Origin of the sequence: Paraburkholderia hospita (genome assembly GCF_002902965.1) — a bacterium.
GTDB lineage: Bacteria > Pseudomonadota > Gammaproteobacteria > Burkholderiales > Burkholderiaceae > Paraburkholderia > Paraburkholderia hospita.
The window spans coordinates 446,346-463,088 of the sequence record NZ_CP026105.1 but is presented as its reverse complement, the minus strand read 5'-3'; the positions used below and the strand labels follow the sequence as shown (position 1 = coordinate 463,088).

The following is a 16,743-nucleotide window of genomic DNA, read 5'->3' as shown; positions in this document are numbered from 1 at the left end:
GATCAATCTCCTAGCGGTTGTCGGTCGCCGCCGCCGCGATGCGCATCGAGCGCATGCTTCATGCGGCGCAGCAGTTCGCGGCTCTCGTCGCCGAGGCTCACGGCCAGTTCGGTGACGAGCACGTCGAGCGCCATCATCATCGCGTAACGCGACGACGACGGCTTGTAGATGAAATCGGTTTCGAACGCGACGATGGGAATCACCCAGTCGGCCATCTTCGCAAGCGGCGACGCGGGCGCCGTCAACGTGATGAGCGTCGCGCCATAGCTGCGCGCGATCTTGCAGCTGTCGACCATTTCCGGCACGCGCCCTGTCGTCGAGAGCGCGATCACCACGGTATCGCGCGAGACCGTCGATGCAACCATGCGCTGCAGCAAACCGTCCTGATACGTCGCAACGGGCCGCCCCAGTCGCACGAGCCGAAAGCGCATTTCATCGGCAAGCGCCGTCGAGCCTCCGCCCATGCCGAACACGTAAATCATGCGCGCTTCGCGCAGCGCGGCGGCGGCCTGCGCCACAGGCGCCTGACACAGCAACTGATGATTGTGCGTGAGCGCCGTCTGCAGCTCGTCGAACACGCGCGTCGCCAATGGCTCGGGCGTATCGGCCTGCGCGCCAGGCTGCAGGAACCGCTGACCGACGGCAGCCGCCTGCGCGAGCCGCAGCTTGAGTTCGCGCACGTCACGGCAGCCAACCGCTTTCGCGAAGCGCGTAACCGTTGCGACGCTCACTTGTGCCCGCTCGGCCAACGCGCCGATGCTCGCCCGCGATGCGCCCGTCAGATCGTCGAGAATCAGCGCCGCGACCTTGCGCTCAGCCGAGCGCAATTCGGGCGCGCATTCTGCAATGCGGGCGACAATGTCGAAAGCAACGGGTTCGGCGGTGGAATTCATGGCTCGCAAGCACCACGCGCCGCCGGTAACATTGCTCGGCGCACGCGTGGTACTAAATAACATTTCATCAAACATCGTACTTTCGGTAACATACGAAAGTCAACTTCGATTCGATTTAACTGGCCGATGGAGCAGGATGACATGAAAGTTACAAACTATCAGGGAGCCACGATCGACCCTTATAGCAAGGGCTTGGGCAACGTACCGGGCGCGAGCATCCAACTGACGGACGCGCCGCGTCTCGAATGGAATCTGCTCGACGAAGACGTGAGTCTGCCCGCCGCCGTTCTGTATGCGGACCGTATCGAGCACAACCTGAAATGGATGCAGACGTTCGTCGCCGAGTACGGCGTGAAGCTCGCGCCGCACGGCAAGACGACGATGGCGCCGCAACTGTTCCGCCGCCAGATCGAAACGGGCGCGTGGGGCATCACGCTTGCGACGGCACATCAGGTGCGCGCCGCGTATCACGGCGGCGTATCGCGCGTGTTGATGGCGAACCAGCTGGTCGGCAAGCGCAACATGCTGATGATCGCGGAACTGCTGAGCGATCCGGACTTCGAGTTCTTCTGTCTCGTGGATTCCGTTGAAGGCGTCGAGCAGCTTGGCAACTTCTTCGGCTCGGTAAAGAAGCAGTTGCAGGTGCTGGTGGAACTCGGCGTGCCTGGCGGTCGCACAGGTGTGCGCGATGACGCGCAAACCCATGCCGTGCTCGATGCGATCGCGCGTTACCCGGATTCGTTGAAGCTCGCGGGCATCGAACTGTATGAAGGCGTGTTGAAGGAAGAACAGGAAGTGCGCGACTTCCTGCGCAGCGCCGTGAAGCTCACGCTCGAACTGTCGGACCAGGGTCGCTTCGCTCGCACGCCGGCCGTGCTGTCGGGTGCGGGTTCGGCGTGGTACGACGTGGTCGCGGAAGAATTCTCGAAAGCGTCGCGCAAAGACCGCATCGAGATCGTGCTGCGCCCGGGCTGCTATCTGACGCATGACGTCGGCATCTATCGCAAGGCGCAGACGGATATCTTCAAGCGCAATCCTGTCGCAAAGCGCATGGGCGAAGGGTTGTTGCCCGCGCTGCATCTGTGGGCGTATGTGCAGTCCATTCCCGAACCGGATCGCGCGATCATCGGCCTCGGCAAGCGTGACTCGGCGTTCGACGCCGGCTACCCCGAACCCGCGAAGCACTATCGTCCGGGCACGCAGGCGCCACGCGATGTCGCCGCCGATGAAGGTTGGGAAATTTTCGGCTTGATGGATCAGCACGCCTATCTGCGGATTCCCGCAGGCGCCGATCTGAAAGTCGGCGACATGATCGCGTTCGATATCTCGCATCCGTGCCTGACGTTCGACAAGTGGCGTCAGGTGCTGGTGGTCGATCCGTCGTATCGCGTGACGGAAGTGATCGAAACGTTCTTCTGATTGTTCTTCGATCGAAGCGGCGCTGCGTCTCACGACACAGCGCCGTTTTTTTATTGGCTCAGCGTCCGGTTTGCGTCGCTTCCACATCCGTCGCCGCAGACGCGGCTACTTCGCCGATGCGCGCTTCGAGCATCGTCAGCGCGCTCGACAGGCCAGCTAGCACATCGTCGGGCAAGGCGGCCATCGTGTCGTGCAGAAACGCATTGCGGTTCGGCAAGCTCGTTTCGATCGCGGCGCGGCCTTCCGCCGTGAGCTTCACATTCGTGATGCGGTTGTCGCGCTCGTCCATGCTGCGCGAGATCCAGCCCATCGCTTCGAGCGACTTCAGTTGCCGCGTCAGCGCGCCCGGATCGATACGCAAGCGTTCGACCAGCTTCTTCTGCGACGACTCGCCCGCCTGCTCGTACAACGCGAGCAGAATGCGCCAGCGCGGCATCGGATGCCCGACGCGGCCTTCGAACGCCGACATGAACGCGCGGTACGTGCGTCCAAACTGATGCAGGATAGCGACGCGGTCCTGTTCTTCCATGATCTATCTTCGATTCAAAAGCGCTTACATTCCCGTCAATCCGCGTGGATGACCGGCTCGATCTGCTTGCGCAGTTTGACGGGTGGCACGCGCCGGCTCTGCCAGATCGCGAACAGCGACACCAGCGCGCCGAGCATCAGGCCGATATGGATCGCGCCCACCAGCGACTCGCGCGCCGACTCCAGCAGCACGGCACCATTGTGCCCTGCCTTCGCGAGTTCGCTCAAAAGTGTGTGCTGCGCGTCGCGGTTCACGAGGATCTGCGGATCGCCGAGATCGGCGAACCATTGGCTCGCCTGATCGCCGTCGAGCGCGCTGCGCACGCCACTCGCATACATATGCGTGACGAGCGTGCCCGTCAGCGCCGTGCCGATCATCCCGCCGATCATCCGCAGCGATTGCAGCAGCGCCGTCGCGATGCCGAGATGCTCGCGGCCCGCCGTCTGCTGCGCGAACACGGTGAGATTCGGCAGCACGAAGCCGAGGCCAAGGCCGCCGAAGGTCATGAACAGCATCAGCAGCCAGTGCGGCATCGAGCGCGTCGCAATCACCACGCCGAGCGACGCTGCCGCGAATAGCGCAAAGCCGATGAACAGCATCACATTCGGGTTCGGCACGCGCGACACGATGCGCCCATTCGCAATACTGCCGATCGTGATGAACACGACGAGCGGCGTGATCACGAGTCCGGCCTCGTTCGGCGTCATGCCGAAGCCGCCCTGAAACAGCAGCGGCGCGTAGAACAGCAGCGAGAACATCGCGAAACCGCCGAGCACGGCCAGCACGAATAGCGCGGACAGGCTCTTGTTGCGGAACATGTCGATGGGCAGAATCGCTTGCGGGAAGCGCTTTTCCCACTTCCACAACGCAATCGCGCACGCGACGCTCACGACCAGCAACGCAAGCGCCGAAGCCGTGACGCCGTGCTTCGGCAGCAATTCGACGAACATCTGCAAGCTGCCGAGCGACAGCGCGATCAGCAGCGCGCCTGGCCAGTCGAGCCGCATCTTGCCTTTATGAACGACATGCCGCAGGTGCGGCAGATAACGCCACACGAAAAACAGCGACAACAAGCCGACGGGCAGATTCACGTAGAACACCGAGCGCCAGCCGTAGTACTGCGTGAGAAAGCCGCCGAGCGACGGACCGATGGCATTCGCAATGCCGAACGCCGTGCTCATCAGTACCTGCCAACGCAGCCGGACCACGGAATCGGGAAACAGATCGGGGATGCAGGCGAACGCGGTGCCGACCAGCATGCCGCCGCCGATGCCCTGCAAGCCGCGCGCGATCACCAGGAACAGCATGTTGTTGGCCGCGCCGCAGAGCACGGAAGCCGCCGTGAACACGACGATCGATGCAATGACGAACGGCTTGCGCCCGTAGTAATCGCCGAGGCGCCCGAAGATCGGCACGGTAATCACCGACGTCAGCAGATACGACGTCGCGACCCACGCGTAAAGTTCGAAGCCCTTGAGATCCGCGACGATGGTCGGCAGCGCGGTGCCGACCACGGTCTGGTCGAGCGCGACGAGCATCGAGACGAAAGAGACGCCGAGCATCGCCAGTAGCGACTCCCGGAACGGTAAGACTTGCCCACTCGAGTGGTGGGCGGCGGTATGCACGGCCATTTTTGATAGAGCAACAGTTGACGCGTCAACGATATGGAATCATACCATGCTGAATGGTTCTAATCCGGGTGCGTCGATTGCGGCCGTTTCATCAGACCCGTTTCATCCGACGCTTCTAAAAATTCCGAAATTCAGGGAGATTCATGGAACCGACTATGCTCGCCGCCCCGCCGCTTTCCGCGGACGACCTCGCGGCCCTGCGCCGCGCCAAACACGAGCTTGAAAGCCCGGCGCTGGCGATGAAGCTCGCCAGCATCGTCGGCTCGCCGATGGAAAAACTGATTTCGCGCATGCCGTCGATCGCCAGCGACAAGGTCAACGACGCGACCCAACTTGCGCTGCGCAAATGTCTGCAGATCGCGCTGCGCACGCTCGGGCGTCCGATGGCCGGCGCGCCGCTCGGCGTCAGCGACCGGCCGAGCAATCTGCTGCACAAGTTCGCGGTCGCGACGACGGGCGCGGCGGGTGGCGCATTCGGGCTGTTCGCGCTGCCCGTCGAGCTGCCTGTCACGACCACGCTGATGTTCCGCTCGATCTGCGATATCGCTCGCAGCGAGGGCGAGGATCTGACTTCCGTCGATACGCAACTTCAATGTCTGACAGTGCTAGGGATGGGCGGCACGTCGAAAGCCGACGACGACGCCGATTACGGCTATTTCATCATGCGAGGCGCGTTGGCGCAGGCGGTATCGAAAGCGTCGTCGGAGATCGCGACGAAGGGTTTCACGACGCACGGCTCGGCGGCGCTGCTGCGGCTGTTGAACACGATCGCGGCGCGCTTCTCGGTGCAGGTGAGCGAGCAGATCGCCGCGAAGTCGATTCCGGCGATCGGCGCGGTGCTCGGCGCGATGGTCAACACCGTGTTCATCGACCACTTCCAGCAGGTCGCGCACGGTCACTTCACCGTGCGCCGGCTCGAACGCCAGTACGGCATGGACGCCGTGCAGGCCGCTTATCAGGCGATCGACCTTTCGCTCGCCGGATGAACGTCGCGCGGCTCGCTCGTCACGCGCGCGACGAAACGCGCGGCGAGATCGAGCGCGCGGCGCGCTTCGGGAATGAACGGCGCCCAGAGCTGCCACACGTGCGGCATCTTGCGCCAGATCTCGAAGTCGATATCGACGCCCGCTGCGCGCGCCTTGTCCGCGACGCGGCGCGAATCGTCCAGCAGGACTTCTGTGCTGCTCACCTGCATGAAGAGCGGCGGCAGACCCTTCAGGTCTGCGAAGAGCGGCGATGCGTACGGATGGGTAGCCGGCGTGTCGCCGAGATACAGCCTCGCGGCCCGCGCGATGGAAGGACCGTGAAACATCGGATCGATGCCGTCGTTGGTTTGCAGCGACGCGCCCGTCGCCGCGAGATCGGTCCACGGCGAAAACAGGATCGCGCCTGCCGGCAACGGCTCACCCGCATCGCGCAACGCGACGAGCGTCGCGAGCGCGAGGCCGCCGCCCGCCGAATCGCCTGCGAGCACGATCGAGTCGGGCTTCGTGCCGTCTTCGAGCAAGCTACGGTACGCGGCCAATACATCGTCGAGCGCGGCGGGAAACGGGTTCTCGGGCGCGAGCCGGTAATCGAGCGAGAACACGCGCGCGCCGCTGCGCGATGCGAGACCAAAGGACGCCGCGCGATGCGTCTGCGGCGAGCAGAAGTAATACCCGCCGCCATGCAGATAGAGGATCGTCGCCGTGTGCCTGCCGTCGACGCGCGTCAGCCATTCGCCGCGCAACGGCCAGTCGTGCTCGCCATAGCGCTCATCCAGCGTCCAGCCCGACGGCACACGCGGCGTGTACGCGCGCTTCGCCGTCATCCTGCGCGCGCGTTCGGCGCTGATCGTCGGATGCCGCGTCTGCGGATGAAACTGACGGCGCAGGAACCAGCATGCCAAGGCGCTTTGCCAACTCATCGGGGCACTCTCCATCGCGGGTTGAATCGCCATGGTACGTGGCTTTCGACGCGCTTCAATCGAAGGCGGCTTCTATTGGCGACGTGGACAGGCGCGCGCCGCTTGAAAAGAAAAATGGCCGGAACCGCCGCTGACGGTTCCGGCCATCGTGTTCGATTGCGTGCTTCGTTTAATTCGCCGGCAACACCTGGCCGCGAATTTCACCCGTCGGATTCTGCGCGGTGTGAACGTTGAAGTACCACTGACCGCCCATCAGGTCGGTGACCTGTTGCTCTGTCAGCGTCGCGGAACCTTTGATAGGAGTGGCCAGCGCGTTCTTGTCGATGGGCACCTGCACCTTGGCGTTCTGCCCGACGGGTGCAGGACCGTGGAAGTGCGCCATCGTCACGGGTCCCGACAGGCTCTCGTAAGTCGCTGTCCACTTGAGTGTGTTCGTCGAAGTATCGAACGTGGCGTTCAGTGCGCCATGTCCGTGACTCACGCGCGGTGGCACTTCACTCGACGGCTCGAGGTCGGCCTTCAATTCCACCGTATCCGCCAGCGCGACACCCGACGCCAGCGCCCACAAGACAGCAACCATGCTCAGCTTTCGAATTGCAATCATCGTTCTCTCCGAGTCTTTGCGCTCAGGATCGGCGTCGCGTCACGCGCAGTGCGTAAGCGGACGCCGTCTCATGCGCCAGCACATACTAGTGTAATTCGGAGCGCTGCGCGTGACGCACGCGCAGCGGTGCAAAGCGTTGCGAAGCAGGAGAAGGAACGGGAAGTCAGGCGAGCAGCGCCGCCTGCTCTTCGATGCCGTCGAGCATCGTATTGCACGTGCGCACGAGCGCAATGCCCTCGCTGCGCAGTGTGTCCGACGGCGCCGAAGTCAAGTGCTGCCGGTACTGTTCGAGCGCGCCGAGCAGCGGCGGATACTGCAACACACCCACCGCGCCGGCGACGCGATGATGCCATTGACGCAACGCCGGGACATCGAGGTCGTTCAGCAGCGGCGGCAACGCGCGCAGATCGTCGCGCACGGCCGACACGAATGCATCGAGCAGCGACTTGACCGTCGACTCACTGCCCCAGATCTGCGTCAACTGGCTGAGATCGACGGGAACGAATGCGATGCTGCCGACGTTCGCAGGTCCCGCATCGGGGACGACAGCAGCCGTCGCGTCGCCTTGCGTGGCGGGCCGCGCGCTGTCCGCGCCGAACCAGCGGCTCAGATATTCACGCAAGGTGGCGAGGCGCGTCGGTTTGACGAGGCAATCGTCCATGCCTGCCTCGCGACATGCCTTCAGATCTTCGGGCGCAGTGTTCGCGGTGATCCCGAGTATCGGCAGGTGCTCGCCCGTCAGTTGCTCGCTTTCGCGCACGGATCGCGCCAGTTCGTAGCCGGACATGATCGGCATGTGACAGTCGGTAATCAGGAAGCCGTACGGTGTCGCATCGAGTGCTTCAAGTGCCTCGGCGCCGTCATTGACGACATCGCACGCGAAACCGAGCAGCGCCAGTTGATGACGGATCAGTTCCTGATTGACGGGATGATCTTCGGCGACGAGCACGAGGCGCCCGCTCGCAATCGCGCGCTCCCGATCCGGCGGCGCGGCGGCGGCTTCGGCGGCGCCGGGATGACGCGCAGGCGTCGGCGAAAGGCCCGTCAACGCGGCCGCGCACGCCGCGCTCAAGCCACGCCACGAGATCGGGTTGATGCTCACGCGCACGGCGTTATCAACGATCCGATAGCCCGTCGGCTTCGGCTTCTCGGTCAGGCTGATAATTTTCGCGCCGGACTGCGCGACGGCCGGCGGCAGCTCGACGCCGTCGCCGACGAACACAAGGTCCACACCTCGCAGCGCTCGCGGATCGCGCAACTCGACAAGGTCGGCACCGGCGCAACGCAGCTCGATGCCAAGCGCCGCGCCGAAGTGCGCAAGCGCCCTCGCGACGCACGCATCCGGCGTCGCGACGACGCCGCGCTTGCCGCGCAATCCGCCCGCCGTGTAGTGCTGCATTTCGAGCGGCATCCGCAACCGCAGCGTCATGTGCGTGCCTTCACCAGGCGTGCTCGACAACGACAGCGCGCCGCCCATCAACGCGATCAGTTTGCGGCAGATCGTCAGCCCGAGGCCCGTGCCGCCGAAGCGCCGCGTGGTCGACGATTCCGCCTGCACGAAAGGCTCGAACAGGCGAGCCTGGACTTCAGGCGCGATACCGATACCCGTATCGACGACGGTTATCTCGACCGTTTGTCCCGCCTTGCTCTCCTCGACTACCTTCACGTTCACATCGACCTCGCCCCGCGGCGTGAATTTGATCGCGTTGCCGAGCAGATTGAACAGGATTTGTCGCAGGCGTACGCTGTCGCCGCGCAGCGTTGCGGCGACCTGCGGATCGATATCAACGCGCACTTTGAGACCTTTCTCATGCGCACGCCCCGCCAACAGGCCAACCGCCGTATCGACCAGATCACGCAGGTCGATCGGCTCGGATTCGATGGTCAGTCGTCCCGCCTCGATCTTCGAATAATCGAGCAGGTCGTCGAGAATCTGCAGCAGCGCACCCGCCGATTCGTGAATCATCCCGAGCATCTCGCCCTGGTCGGCATCGAGCCGGGTGCGCTCCAGGACTTCGACAAGTCCGAGCACGCCATTCATCGGCGTACGGATTTCGTGACTCATCATCGCGAGGAAATCGTCTTTTGCGCGCGACGCCGCTTCGGCCAGATCGCGCGCGCGCCAGTTCGTCGGCGCGCAGCCGTTCGATGCTCGCGTCGACCCAATAGCCGCTCCAGACGGTCGCGTCACTCTGCTCGCGACGCGGCACGAGCTCCGCGCGAACCCAGCGCTGCTCGCCGGGACCATCGATCCGAAACTCCAGGTGCAGCGGCTCCGACATTTCGGCGGACCGCTCGAGTGCGGCGACGACGCCGGGACGGTCGTCCGCGCAAATGGTGCCGAAATTGAGCGTGGCGCGCCGCATCAGAACGGCACTGTCGTAACCCAGCAACTGTTTGGTATCGCCGCCCACATAGGGGAACGTGTACTGGCCATCGAGCCCGCGGCGCAACTGGAACACCACGGCCGGCAACGAGCTGGTTACGTCGACGAGGCGCCGCTGTGTTTCGTTTGCCAGCATTTCGGCGCGACGGATATCCGTAATGTCGACGAGCGTGCCGAGCACGCACAGCGGCGTACCGTCGACGCCGTTGCAGACGCACACGCAAAAGAGACCGTGCCGGCTGTCGTACTGACTGTCTTCGAACTCCAGTTCGATCTGTGTGGCCAAGCCGCTTTGCAGCGCCTCGCGTGTCAACTGCTCGAGACGCAAGCTGTTGTCCTCGCCCCAGGCATGAACGTCCGCGCTCGTGCGGCCGATCACGGCTTCGCGCCTGAGGCCCGTCGCTTGTTCATAAGCCCGGTTGACGCCGATGTAGCGCCCTTGCAGATCCTTTGCGACGAGCGGATACGGGACCATTTCCATCATCGTCTGCTGGAAGTTCAGTTGCGATTCGAGTTCGCGCTCGGTGCGCTCGCGCCGCGTGACTTCGCGCTGCAGCAACACGTACGCTCGCAACGTCAGCAGCAGCACGACGCCGATGCCGATCAGCACAGGCAGCAGCCGCAGTGCCGTCACGCTCCAGCCGCCTTGCGGCGGTGCGTCGCCTGTCACCCATTTCTGACGGATGCGCTGGCGCTCCGAAGCAGGCATCGCGAGCAGCGCGCGGTCGATCAGTCCCGCCAGCGTCGCGAGGTCGTCACGAACCGCGAAGCCGACAGGATCTGGCTCGCGCACTACGCCGACCACTTTCAGCACGCCCGCATATTCCCGTGTCAGCGCAGCATCGATTTCGGCGACGTTGCCAACCAGCGCGTCGGCGCCGCCGGCGGCCAGCAGTTTCAGCGCCGCATCGAGATTTGGCGCGACCGTCGCGTGCGTCGCGACGACGCCATACAACTCGAATGGCAACGCCCCTTGGCTATGCATCGACACCACGATGCGGCGCGCAGCAAAATCGTTGAGGCCGCGCGCAGCAGGTTCGGCTTCGCGCGCGACGATGACAAGCGGATACGTTTCGTACGCGCGGGTGAATGTCGCATGCTCCAGTTGGGGATCATTGCGCGTGGCAGTCGCGAGCAGCGGGACGTTGCCGCGGTTGAAATCGGCAATCGTGGTCGTCCAGTCCTTCGCCGGCGCGCGGTGGAACGAGAGGCCGAGCGTGCGGCCCAGATAGTCGAGATAGTCGGCGGCGATGCCCGAGGGACGGCCGAGGTCGTCGAGCGTGCTGAACGGCGCCCAGTCGGCGTCGAAACCAACAGAGAGCGGCGGAAGCGACCTGAGCCACGCCTGCTCTTCACGGCTCAGCACGAGATTGGACGCCGCCGATGCGGGCCGCGCTTCGAAGCTGCCGCCGATCCAGCGCGCCCGGATTGCGGCTTCGTCGTCCGGTCGCAGCGCGGACAGCCCGCGGTCCAACTTGTCGCGCAGGTCGCTTTTCCCGGCGGGCACGGCGAAGCGCATCTCGCTCGCCTGCCCCGTCTCCTCGAACGCGATACTCAGGTCACGGAATTCCGGATCCGCTAGATAATGCCGCACGGCAGGCGTAAAACCGAAATAGGCGTCGTCGTCACCCCGCTTGATTGCGCGCAACGCGGCAAGCGTGTCGGTGAAGCTATCGATATGTGCTCGAGGGAATCGCTCGCGCAGGACGGCGCCGAGCGCGAACCCGCGCTCGATGGCGACGCGCGCGCTTTGCACCTGGGCCTCGCCGGACAAAGCCATCGCATTGCTCGCCCGCGTCACGACGGAAGTCGATCCGCGGAAATACGGCACCGAGAATGACAGGCAATGCTCGCGCTCCGGCGTGCGGGCGATGCTCATCAGCACATCGACGCGATTCGCGCACGCCGCGGCGAGCAGCTGGTTCAGGTCTGGAAACGACTTCGTCGTGATCTCGACGTCCGGCCCAACGACGGCGCGCAGATAGTCGACGCTCAGCCCGGTGAACCGGCCTTCCTGAAACATCTCGAAAGGCGACCAGCCGCTGGCGAGCACGCCGACTATCAGTTTGGGAGGAAACGCTTGTGGACGCGCGCCGAGCGCGGCATTGGCCTGCTGACCGCTCAGCAGTATCAACAGCAACGCAAGGCTTGCCTTCAGCGCCAGGCGGACGCCGATCAGCCAGGCGCGATGTGTGGAACGAACACGGGAATGAGCGGAGATGCGCGAACAGTACATGTGCGTACGCTCACGCCGACTCGCCATGCCGGCTCTCGCGGGGCGGCCGCGCGAAGATATCGCCCGGGTCGCCGAACAGTCGCGAATGGAGCAAGCCGGCGAGCATGCCGCCCGCCAGCGGAGCCGCCCAGAAGAGCCACAACTGGTCGAGCGCCCAGTCGCCGACAAACAGAGCCGGGCCAGTCGAACGCGCGGGATTCAACGATCCGTTGGTGATGGGCGTCGCGACGACGTAACTCAGCATCAGCCACACGCCTGCCACGAGCGGATCGATCAGGTTCGCCGATTGGCCGTTGGACACGAGCATGCGCGCCAGCACGAACGCAAACGACATGGTGATTTCGACGGCCAGCGCGGAATGAAGCTGATAGTCGTCGGGAGAATGGTCGCCATATCCGTTCGCGCTGAATTCACTCGCTGCGAGTTCGAAGCCGGGACGGCCGCTGGCGATGTAGACGAGCAGCGCCGTGCCCGCGAGCGCACCAAGCACCTGCGCTGCGATATAGGGCGCGAGATCGCGGACGGGAAACCGCTGCGCGGTCACGTAACCGACGGTGACGGCGGGATTGAAGTGAGCGCCGGAGAAGCGCCCGAGTACGTAAGTCGCTGTAGCCAGCGCGAGACCGAATGCGAGCGGCACAGCTAAAACGCTATTACCTTGCGCGCCGGTGTTGAGCACGGCCGTGCCGCACCCAACGAACACGAGCCACGCCGTCCCGGCACCTTCGACAACCAATCGCTTTCCCAGCCCTGACATGCATCCTCCCGTAACGGCTCGTCCCGACAACTTTTTTGAGACGATTTACATGCTCGCGCCTGGTGTCGATTGATTTGCATGGCAAATCAATGGTGTTGGCGCCGCTCCCCCGCGATCCGGGAGTCCAACAGAAGATTGTTGTTCCGTTGAACGAGATAGAGAATCGGACAACTCCGAAATCATTCAGGTGAGGCCGATCTGGCAGGCATAGTCGATTACATCGGCCTCCGTCTCGAGCCCCAGCTTGCGCATCGCATTGCGCTTCTGCGTGCTGATCGTCTTCGCGCTGCGGTTCAGCTTGGTGGCAATCTGGCCGATCGTCAGGCCGCTCACGTACATCGTGAAGACTTTCCATTCGCCCGCGCTCATCACGCCTGCCCGCGGTTGCGGTGTGCCCGCCTTCGCAATGGCGGCGCGCGCGTGATCTGACAAATAACCCTGGCCAGTCAGCGCGGCGTCGATCGCGTGAACCAGCGATGCGGTGATATCGCGCTTGTCGACGATCGCGGCAACGCCATGCTGCAGCAGCCCCATCAGGATCGACGGCTGATGGATCATGGTGAGCACGACAACCGGCAACTGAGGCGTGTGATGCAGCAGCCGCCGCAGGAACTGGATCGCGTTGCTTTCTCCGTCGATGCCCGGCATGCCAATATCCGTTACGACGACGTCGCATGCGCACGCATCGAGCAGTTCGGCGAGTGCCTGCGTGCTCGCTGCTTCGCCCGCCACCGACACATGTGCGATCTGTTCCAGCAAACACCTGACGCCCATGCGCACGCACACGTGATCGTCGGCGACGATGACGCGAATCTTGTTTTCCATCTTGTTGTGATCTTGTTGACGGACCGTCACCGTACAGCGCGTTCCCCTCGAGGACGGTCACTTCGCCAGGGTCGCAGCTTCGCTGCGTCAGCCTCTTTTGCCCGACCCGCCTGGGCCACTTGATGGATCGTCAGGCACCAGACCGTGTTCGACGGCGAACCGGAACAGATCGGCATCGCTCTGCAGCGACAGCTTGCGCATTGCAGTACATTTCTGTGCGCTGATCGTCTTGACGCTACGACCGAGCCTCAGCGCAATTTCGGTCACTCCGCGCCCGGTCGCATAGTGCGTCAACACTTCGAGCTCGCGTCGCGAAAGAACCTGTCGGACATAGTCGATCCGGCGCGACAACGTAGCGTCGGCGAGCAACGCGCGAATGGCGGGACCGACATAGCATTCGCGCGCCAACGCGGTGATGATCGCCACATGAATCAGATCGATACGGTCGCGCTTGCTGACGACCGCACCCACGCCCAGCGAAATCACCTTTTGCAGGGAATCCGCCGCGATTTCCATGGTCAGCACCACGACCACGACGTCGGGATGACGTTCCTTGAACTGTCGAACCATATCGACGCCGTCGCCATATGCGCCACCGGGCATGTACAGATCCATGACGACAAGCTCGCATTTGACACGCTGCGCCTCAGCGAACAACTCCGATGAGTCCGTTGCCTTCCCGACGATCTCGATATTCGGAAACCCCGACATCAGATTCTCAATCGCGAGTAGGACCAGCGGATGGTCGTCGGCGATGATGGTGCGGATTGGCAGTGTCACATCCTTTCTGATATTCACGCGTGGTCGCTCCCTGTGCTCTGTAGCTTGGTATTGATTCGGCGAGCCCTTAGCCGGCTGAGGATCAGACATTCAACCGCTCCCCGACATAAGACTTATCTGAATTTGGAAGAATCATTTAGCGATGAAATTTGATTAGTTATCCTACGCAACTTTCTGCACAAGACCATACGCTCGCACGAACGCAAAAAGCCCCGGATCATTGCTGACGCCCAGCTTCGCCATTGCGTCGCGCTTTTGCCGGCTGACCGTCCGGACATCCCGCCCGAGGTCGCGGGCGATTTCGGAGATCGACTTGCCGCGCACGAACATGCGGATCACTTCGGCCTGGCGCGGGGAAAGATTGCGCATGGGCGACATCCCAAGCGGCTCACCGCTCGCTTCTGCGAGCGTCAGCAGGATTGACTGGCTGACGTAGGAACGGCCTGCGCCCGCCGCGCGGATAGCCGCGGCCAGCTCGTCCATCGATTCGCTCTTGTTGAGCATGCCGATCACGCCGTCGGACACGATCGACCGGAGAATGGCAGCGTTGGTCAGACTGGTCAGCACGACGATGCGCACCTCGGGCCAGCCGCCCCGGATGCGCCGGATGAGCCGCAGCCCGTCATCCGCGTCACCCGAAGCATCCGGCATGGTCAAGTCCGTGACCAGCACATCGCATGAGGTCTTACCCATCAGTTGAACGAGCGACGAAGGGCTCGTCGCCTCGCCGACGATCGTGAATCCTCCGTGCGCCACGAGCGTGGCCCGGATACCGAGCAGAACAAACGGATGATCGTCTGCCAGCATGATTCGAAGATTCACTATTGCCGCCTTGTTATTGGTTTGTGTTTGTCGATGTCGAAACGCTCATTTCGCAGCAACGTCGAAACGAGTCCGCTTTACGACAACGCTCGCGACATATAACGAATCATGTTCCGACAATATGAATCAAAACATTTGCGGCAAAAATGGAATATCAGAGAGTTCCGAATCAATGGCCGATTCAAAGACAAACTACAAGTTTCGTTGAGTAATTACCGATTTCAGACACTTCCATTGAGATAGTGCTTAACCATTTTCATCGCACTATTTCCGAAATTTCCAAAGGCATGTTAGGAAACCACAACGGGCAGGATGCTGGCGCGCAGAGGCAGTCGGCGCACTGGGCCCGCTCTCGCAAAATCGCGCCAATGCATCTTAGATTTGCAGTGAATACGAGGTACGCCACAGAGTCACTGTCGTGCAATATGCTCTTGAGAGAAGAACCCGCTTAGAAACCGAAACCCATAAAAATCAACCTCTAAAATAATTCCTACTTTCATGACGGAAATATCAGACGCATCACATCGATTTCCAGCCATAGGGTGAATTCGATTAATTTCACCTTGAAGAAATAACACCAAAATAAAAAAAGGCGTCCGGCTCATGACCGGACGCCAACAGAGATGTTCAAAAAAGTGTCGACGCGATCACGCCCTGGCTCTCGACGCATACCGCGCCGTGCGCACGGGCCGCGGGAAGACGGGCAGCGCAATCAGCGCGCACACGCTCGCGATTGCCCACACGGCCGGCCACGAGGTCGCCGCGAGCAGCGGCGGAATGGCAAGCGGTGTGACGAACAGGGTCATGAACGCGCACGTGTTGCCCATCGCCAGCGCGGTACCCGCGCGGCGCGTGCCCGCGAGCGTCGCAAGTTCCGTGTAGGCGACGCCGTGCCATGCGGACGCGCTCACGCCGCCGAGCACCACCATCGCCGCCAGCACGACCGCGATCGCGCCGTGCGCGCCGTTGGCGCCCGCGGCAATCAACGCGAGCGTCGCGAACAGCAGCGCCGTCAGCACGCTGCAGGCGCGCATGTACTGGCGCCGGTTGCCGTGCCGGTCCGTCCAGCGCCCGCTCCACACGCGCGCGACGGCGGCGCCCGCCTGCACGGCGACCATTGTCCCGCTGATCTCCAACACGCCTGCATGGCCGAAGTCGTGCAGAAAGACCGTCGCGAACGTCACGACGGCCAGTTGCGGCACGCACAGCACGCCGATGCCCAGCGCGACACGCCACACGCCGGCATCGCGCAGCGGCGAATGGGGCGTGGCGGGCGCGGCAGGCTCGGCAGGCGAAGCAGCGAGCTCGCCGCCAGCTGCATGCTGCCCGCCCGACGCAGCCGCTACGGGCGGCTCGTGCAGCCAGCACCACGCGAACCACGCGGTCACCGTGCACAGCACGGCGAGCACGCCATACACGGCCACAAAGCCGAAATGCGCGGCAAGCGACGGCAACGCCAGCGCGCCCAACCCGCCGCCTGCGGGCACGGCCGTCTGCCGGATGCTCATCGCGAGGCCGCGCTCGCCTTCGCGAAACCACGCCATCACCGCGCGCCCGCTCGATCCGTTGACGCTGCCGCCCAGCAGCCCGACAGCCAGCAATCCGAGCGCGAGCGGCACGATGCCCGGCGCATCGGCGCCGTTCGGCACCACGAAGCCTGCCATCGCGGTAAGCGCGGCCGCCGTCGTCAGAAGGCCGAGCAGCAGCACGCGCCGGTCACCCCAACGGTCGGTGAGCAATCCCCACGGCAATTCGCTGATGGCAATGCCGAGCCCCAGCATGCCGAGCACGAGGCCCAGCCCGCCGTTGCCGATGTGATAGCCGTTGCGCAGAAAAATCGCCGTCGTCGGAATGCCCGAAAAAGCGGCCGAGAAGCTCGCGTTCGCGGCAAAGCCGACGCCCAGCACCTTCCAGCGGTGATTGCCGCCCATTCCAGATCCCTGTCCCACGATCGC

At 63.4% G+C, this 16,743-nt stretch carries 13 protein-coding genes and 1 pseudogene; 2 read left to right on the top strand and 12 right to left on the bottom strand.

All coding sequences use genetic code 11. The annotated features are described in order from the left end of the window. Positions 1-2: 2 nt before the first annotated feature. Positions 3-893 (bottom strand): MurR/RpiR family transcriptional regulator, encoded by an 891-nt coding sequence (locus C2L64_RS02045; protein WP_007579745.1) that lies wholly within the window; start codon positions 891-893, stop codon positions 3-5. A 141-nt stretch (positions 894-1,034) separates the two neighbouring features. Here C2L64_RS02045 and C2L64_RS02040 point away from each other — a divergent pair, with 141 nt between their 5' ends. Beyond that, positions 1,035-2,312 (top strand): amino acid deaminase, encoded by a 1,278-nt coding sequence (locus C2L64_RS02040; RefSeq protein WP_007579744.1) that lies wholly within the window; start codon positions 1,035-1,037, stop codon positions 2,310-2,312. A 58-nt stretch (positions 2,313-2,370) separates the two neighbouring features. On the opposite strand, the gene C2L64_RS02035 is transcribed toward C2L64_RS02040, so the two are convergent. After that, positions 2,371-2,841, bottom strand: a complete 471-nt coding sequence (locus C2L64_RS02035; protein ID WP_007579743.1) for a MarR family winged helix-turn-helix transcriptional regulator — start codon at positions 2,839-2,841, stop codon at positions 2,371-2,373. Positions 2,842-2,876: 35 nt separating this feature from the next. Beyond that, on the bottom strand, positions 2,877-4,472 hold the full coding sequence (locus tag C2L64_RS02030; protein ID WP_007579742.1) for an MDR family MFS transporter: 1,596 nt from the start codon (positions 4,470-4,472) through the stop codon (positions 2,877-2,879). 143 nt (positions 4,473-4,615) lie between these two features. On the opposite strand from C2L64_RS02030, the gene C2L64_RS02025 reads away from it, so the two are divergent. Next, positions 4,616-5,458 carry an EcsC family protein gene (locus C2L64_RS02025; RefSeq protein WP_090835004.1) on the top strand — a complete coding sequence of 281 codons (843 nt, stop codon included), beginning with the start codon at positions 4,616-4,618 and terminating at the stop codon, positions 5,456-5,458. On the opposite strand, the gene C2L64_RS02020 is transcribed toward C2L64_RS02025, so the two are convergent. The 9 genes and pseudogenes from C2L64_RS02020 to C2L64_RS01985 all read right to left on the bottom strand — a co-directional run bounded on the left by C2L64_RS02020 (position 5,428) and on the right by C2L64_RS01985 (position 16,719). After that, positions 5,428-6,378 (bottom strand): alpha/beta hydrolase, encoded by a 951-nt coding sequence (locus C2L64_RS02020; RefSeq protein ID WP_090835056.1) that lies wholly within the window; start codon positions 6,376-6,378, stop codon positions 5,428-5,430. The genes C2L64_RS02025 and C2L64_RS02020 overlap by 31 nt on opposite strands. 169 nt (positions 6,379-6,547) lie before the next feature. After that, positions 6,548-6,982: a CHRD domain-containing protein gene (locus tag C2L64_RS02015; RefSeq protein ID WP_007579738.1), complete on the bottom strand. Its 435-nt coding sequence runs from the start codon at positions 6,980-6,982 to the stop codon at positions 6,548-6,550. Between the two features lie 163 nt (positions 6,983-7,145). Continuing rightward, a pseudogene (locus C2L64_RS02010) lies at positions 7,146-11,631 on the bottom strand (ATP-binding protein). Beyond that, positions 11,615-12,361 carry an aquaporin gene (locus C2L64_RS02005; protein WP_079498024.1) on the bottom strand — a complete coding sequence of 249 codons (747 nt, stop codon included), beginning with the start codon at positions 12,359-12,361 and terminating at the stop codon, positions 11,615-11,617. Before C2L64_RS02005 ends, C2L64_RS02010 begins: the two are co-directional and overlap by 17 nt. A gap of 183 nt (positions 12,362-12,544) precedes the next feature. Further along, positions 12,545-13,186: a response regulator transcription factor gene (locus C2L64_RS02000; RefSeq protein WP_090835001.1), complete on the bottom strand. Its 642-nt coding sequence runs from the start codon at positions 13,184-13,186 to the stop codon at positions 12,545-12,547. Positions 13,187-13,273: 87 nt separating this feature from the next. Beyond that, positions 13,274-13,984 (bottom strand): response regulator transcription factor, encoded by a 711-nt coding sequence (locus C2L64_RS01995; RefSeq protein WP_090834997.1) that lies wholly within the window; start codon positions 13,982-13,984, stop codon positions 13,274-13,276. A gap of 144 nt (positions 13,985-14,128) precedes the next feature. Beyond that, a complete protein-coding gene (locus tag C2L64_RS01990; RefSeq protein ID WP_007743424.1) occupies positions 14,129-14,773 on the bottom strand; it encodes a response regulator transcription factor in 645 nt (214 codons plus the stop codon). Between the two features lie 425 nt (positions 14,774-15,198). Further along, positions 15,199-15,393: a hypothetical protein gene (locus C2L64_RS53040; RefSeq protein ID WP_143055679.1), complete on the bottom strand. Its 195-nt coding sequence runs from the start codon at positions 15,391-15,393 to the stop codon at positions 15,199-15,201. A 42-nt stretch (positions 15,394-15,435) separates the two neighbouring features. Next, positions 15,436-16,719 carry an MFS transporter gene (locus tag C2L64_RS01985; RefSeq protein ID WP_090834996.1) on the bottom strand — a complete coding sequence of 428 codons (1,284 nt, stop codon included), beginning with the start codon at positions 16,717-16,719 and terminating at the stop codon, positions 15,436-15,438. Positions 16,720-16,743: the final 24 nt, after the last annotated feature.

Coding starts and splice junctions, on each gene's coding strand:
- C2L64_RS02045 (WP_007579745.1), bottom strand. CDS start 893: ATGAATTCCACCGCCGAACCCGTTGCTTTCGACATTGTCGCCCGCATT.
- C2L64_RS02040 (WP_007579744.1), top strand. CDS start 1,035: ATGAAAGTTACAAACTATCAGGGAGCCACGATCGACCCTTATAGCAAG.
- C2L64_RS02035 (WP_007579743.1), bottom strand. CDS start 2,841: ATGGAAGAACAGGACCGCGTCGCTATCCTGCATCAGTTTGGACGCACG.
- C2L64_RS02030 (WP_007579742.1), bottom strand. CDS start 4,472: ATGGCCGTGCATACCGCCGCCCACCACTCGAGTGGGCAAGTCTTACCG.
- C2L64_RS02025 (WP_090835004.1), top strand. CDS start 4,616: ATGGAACCGACTATGCTCGCCGCCCCGCCGCTTTCCGCGGACGACCTC.
- C2L64_RS02020 (WP_090835056.1), bottom strand. CDS start 6,378: ATGAGTTGGCAAAGCGCCTTGGCATGCTGGTTCCTGCGCCGTCAGTTT.
- C2L64_RS02015 (WP_007579738.1), bottom strand. CDS start 6,982: ATGATTGCAATTCGAAAGCTGAGCATGGTTGCTGTCTTGTGGGCGCTG.
- C2L64_RS02005 (WP_079498024.1), bottom strand. CDS start 12,361: ATGTCAGGGCTGGGAAAGCGATTGGTTGTCGAAGGTGCCGGGACGGCG.
- C2L64_RS02000 (WP_090835001.1), bottom strand. CDS start 13,186: ATGGAAAACAAGATTCGCGTCATCGTCGCCGACGATCACGTGTGCGTG.
- C2L64_RS01990 (WP_007743424.1), bottom strand. CDS start 14,773: ATGCTGGCAGACGATCATCCGTTTGTTCTGCTCGGTATCCGGGCCACG.
- C2L64_RS53040 (WP_143055679.1), bottom strand. CDS start 15,393: ATGAGCCGGACGCCTTTTTTTATTTTGGTGTTATTTCTTCAAGGTGAA.
- C2L64_RS01985 (WP_090834996.1), bottom strand. CDS start 16,719: ATGGGCGGCAATCACCGCTGGAAGGTGCTGGGCGTCGGCTTTGCCGCG.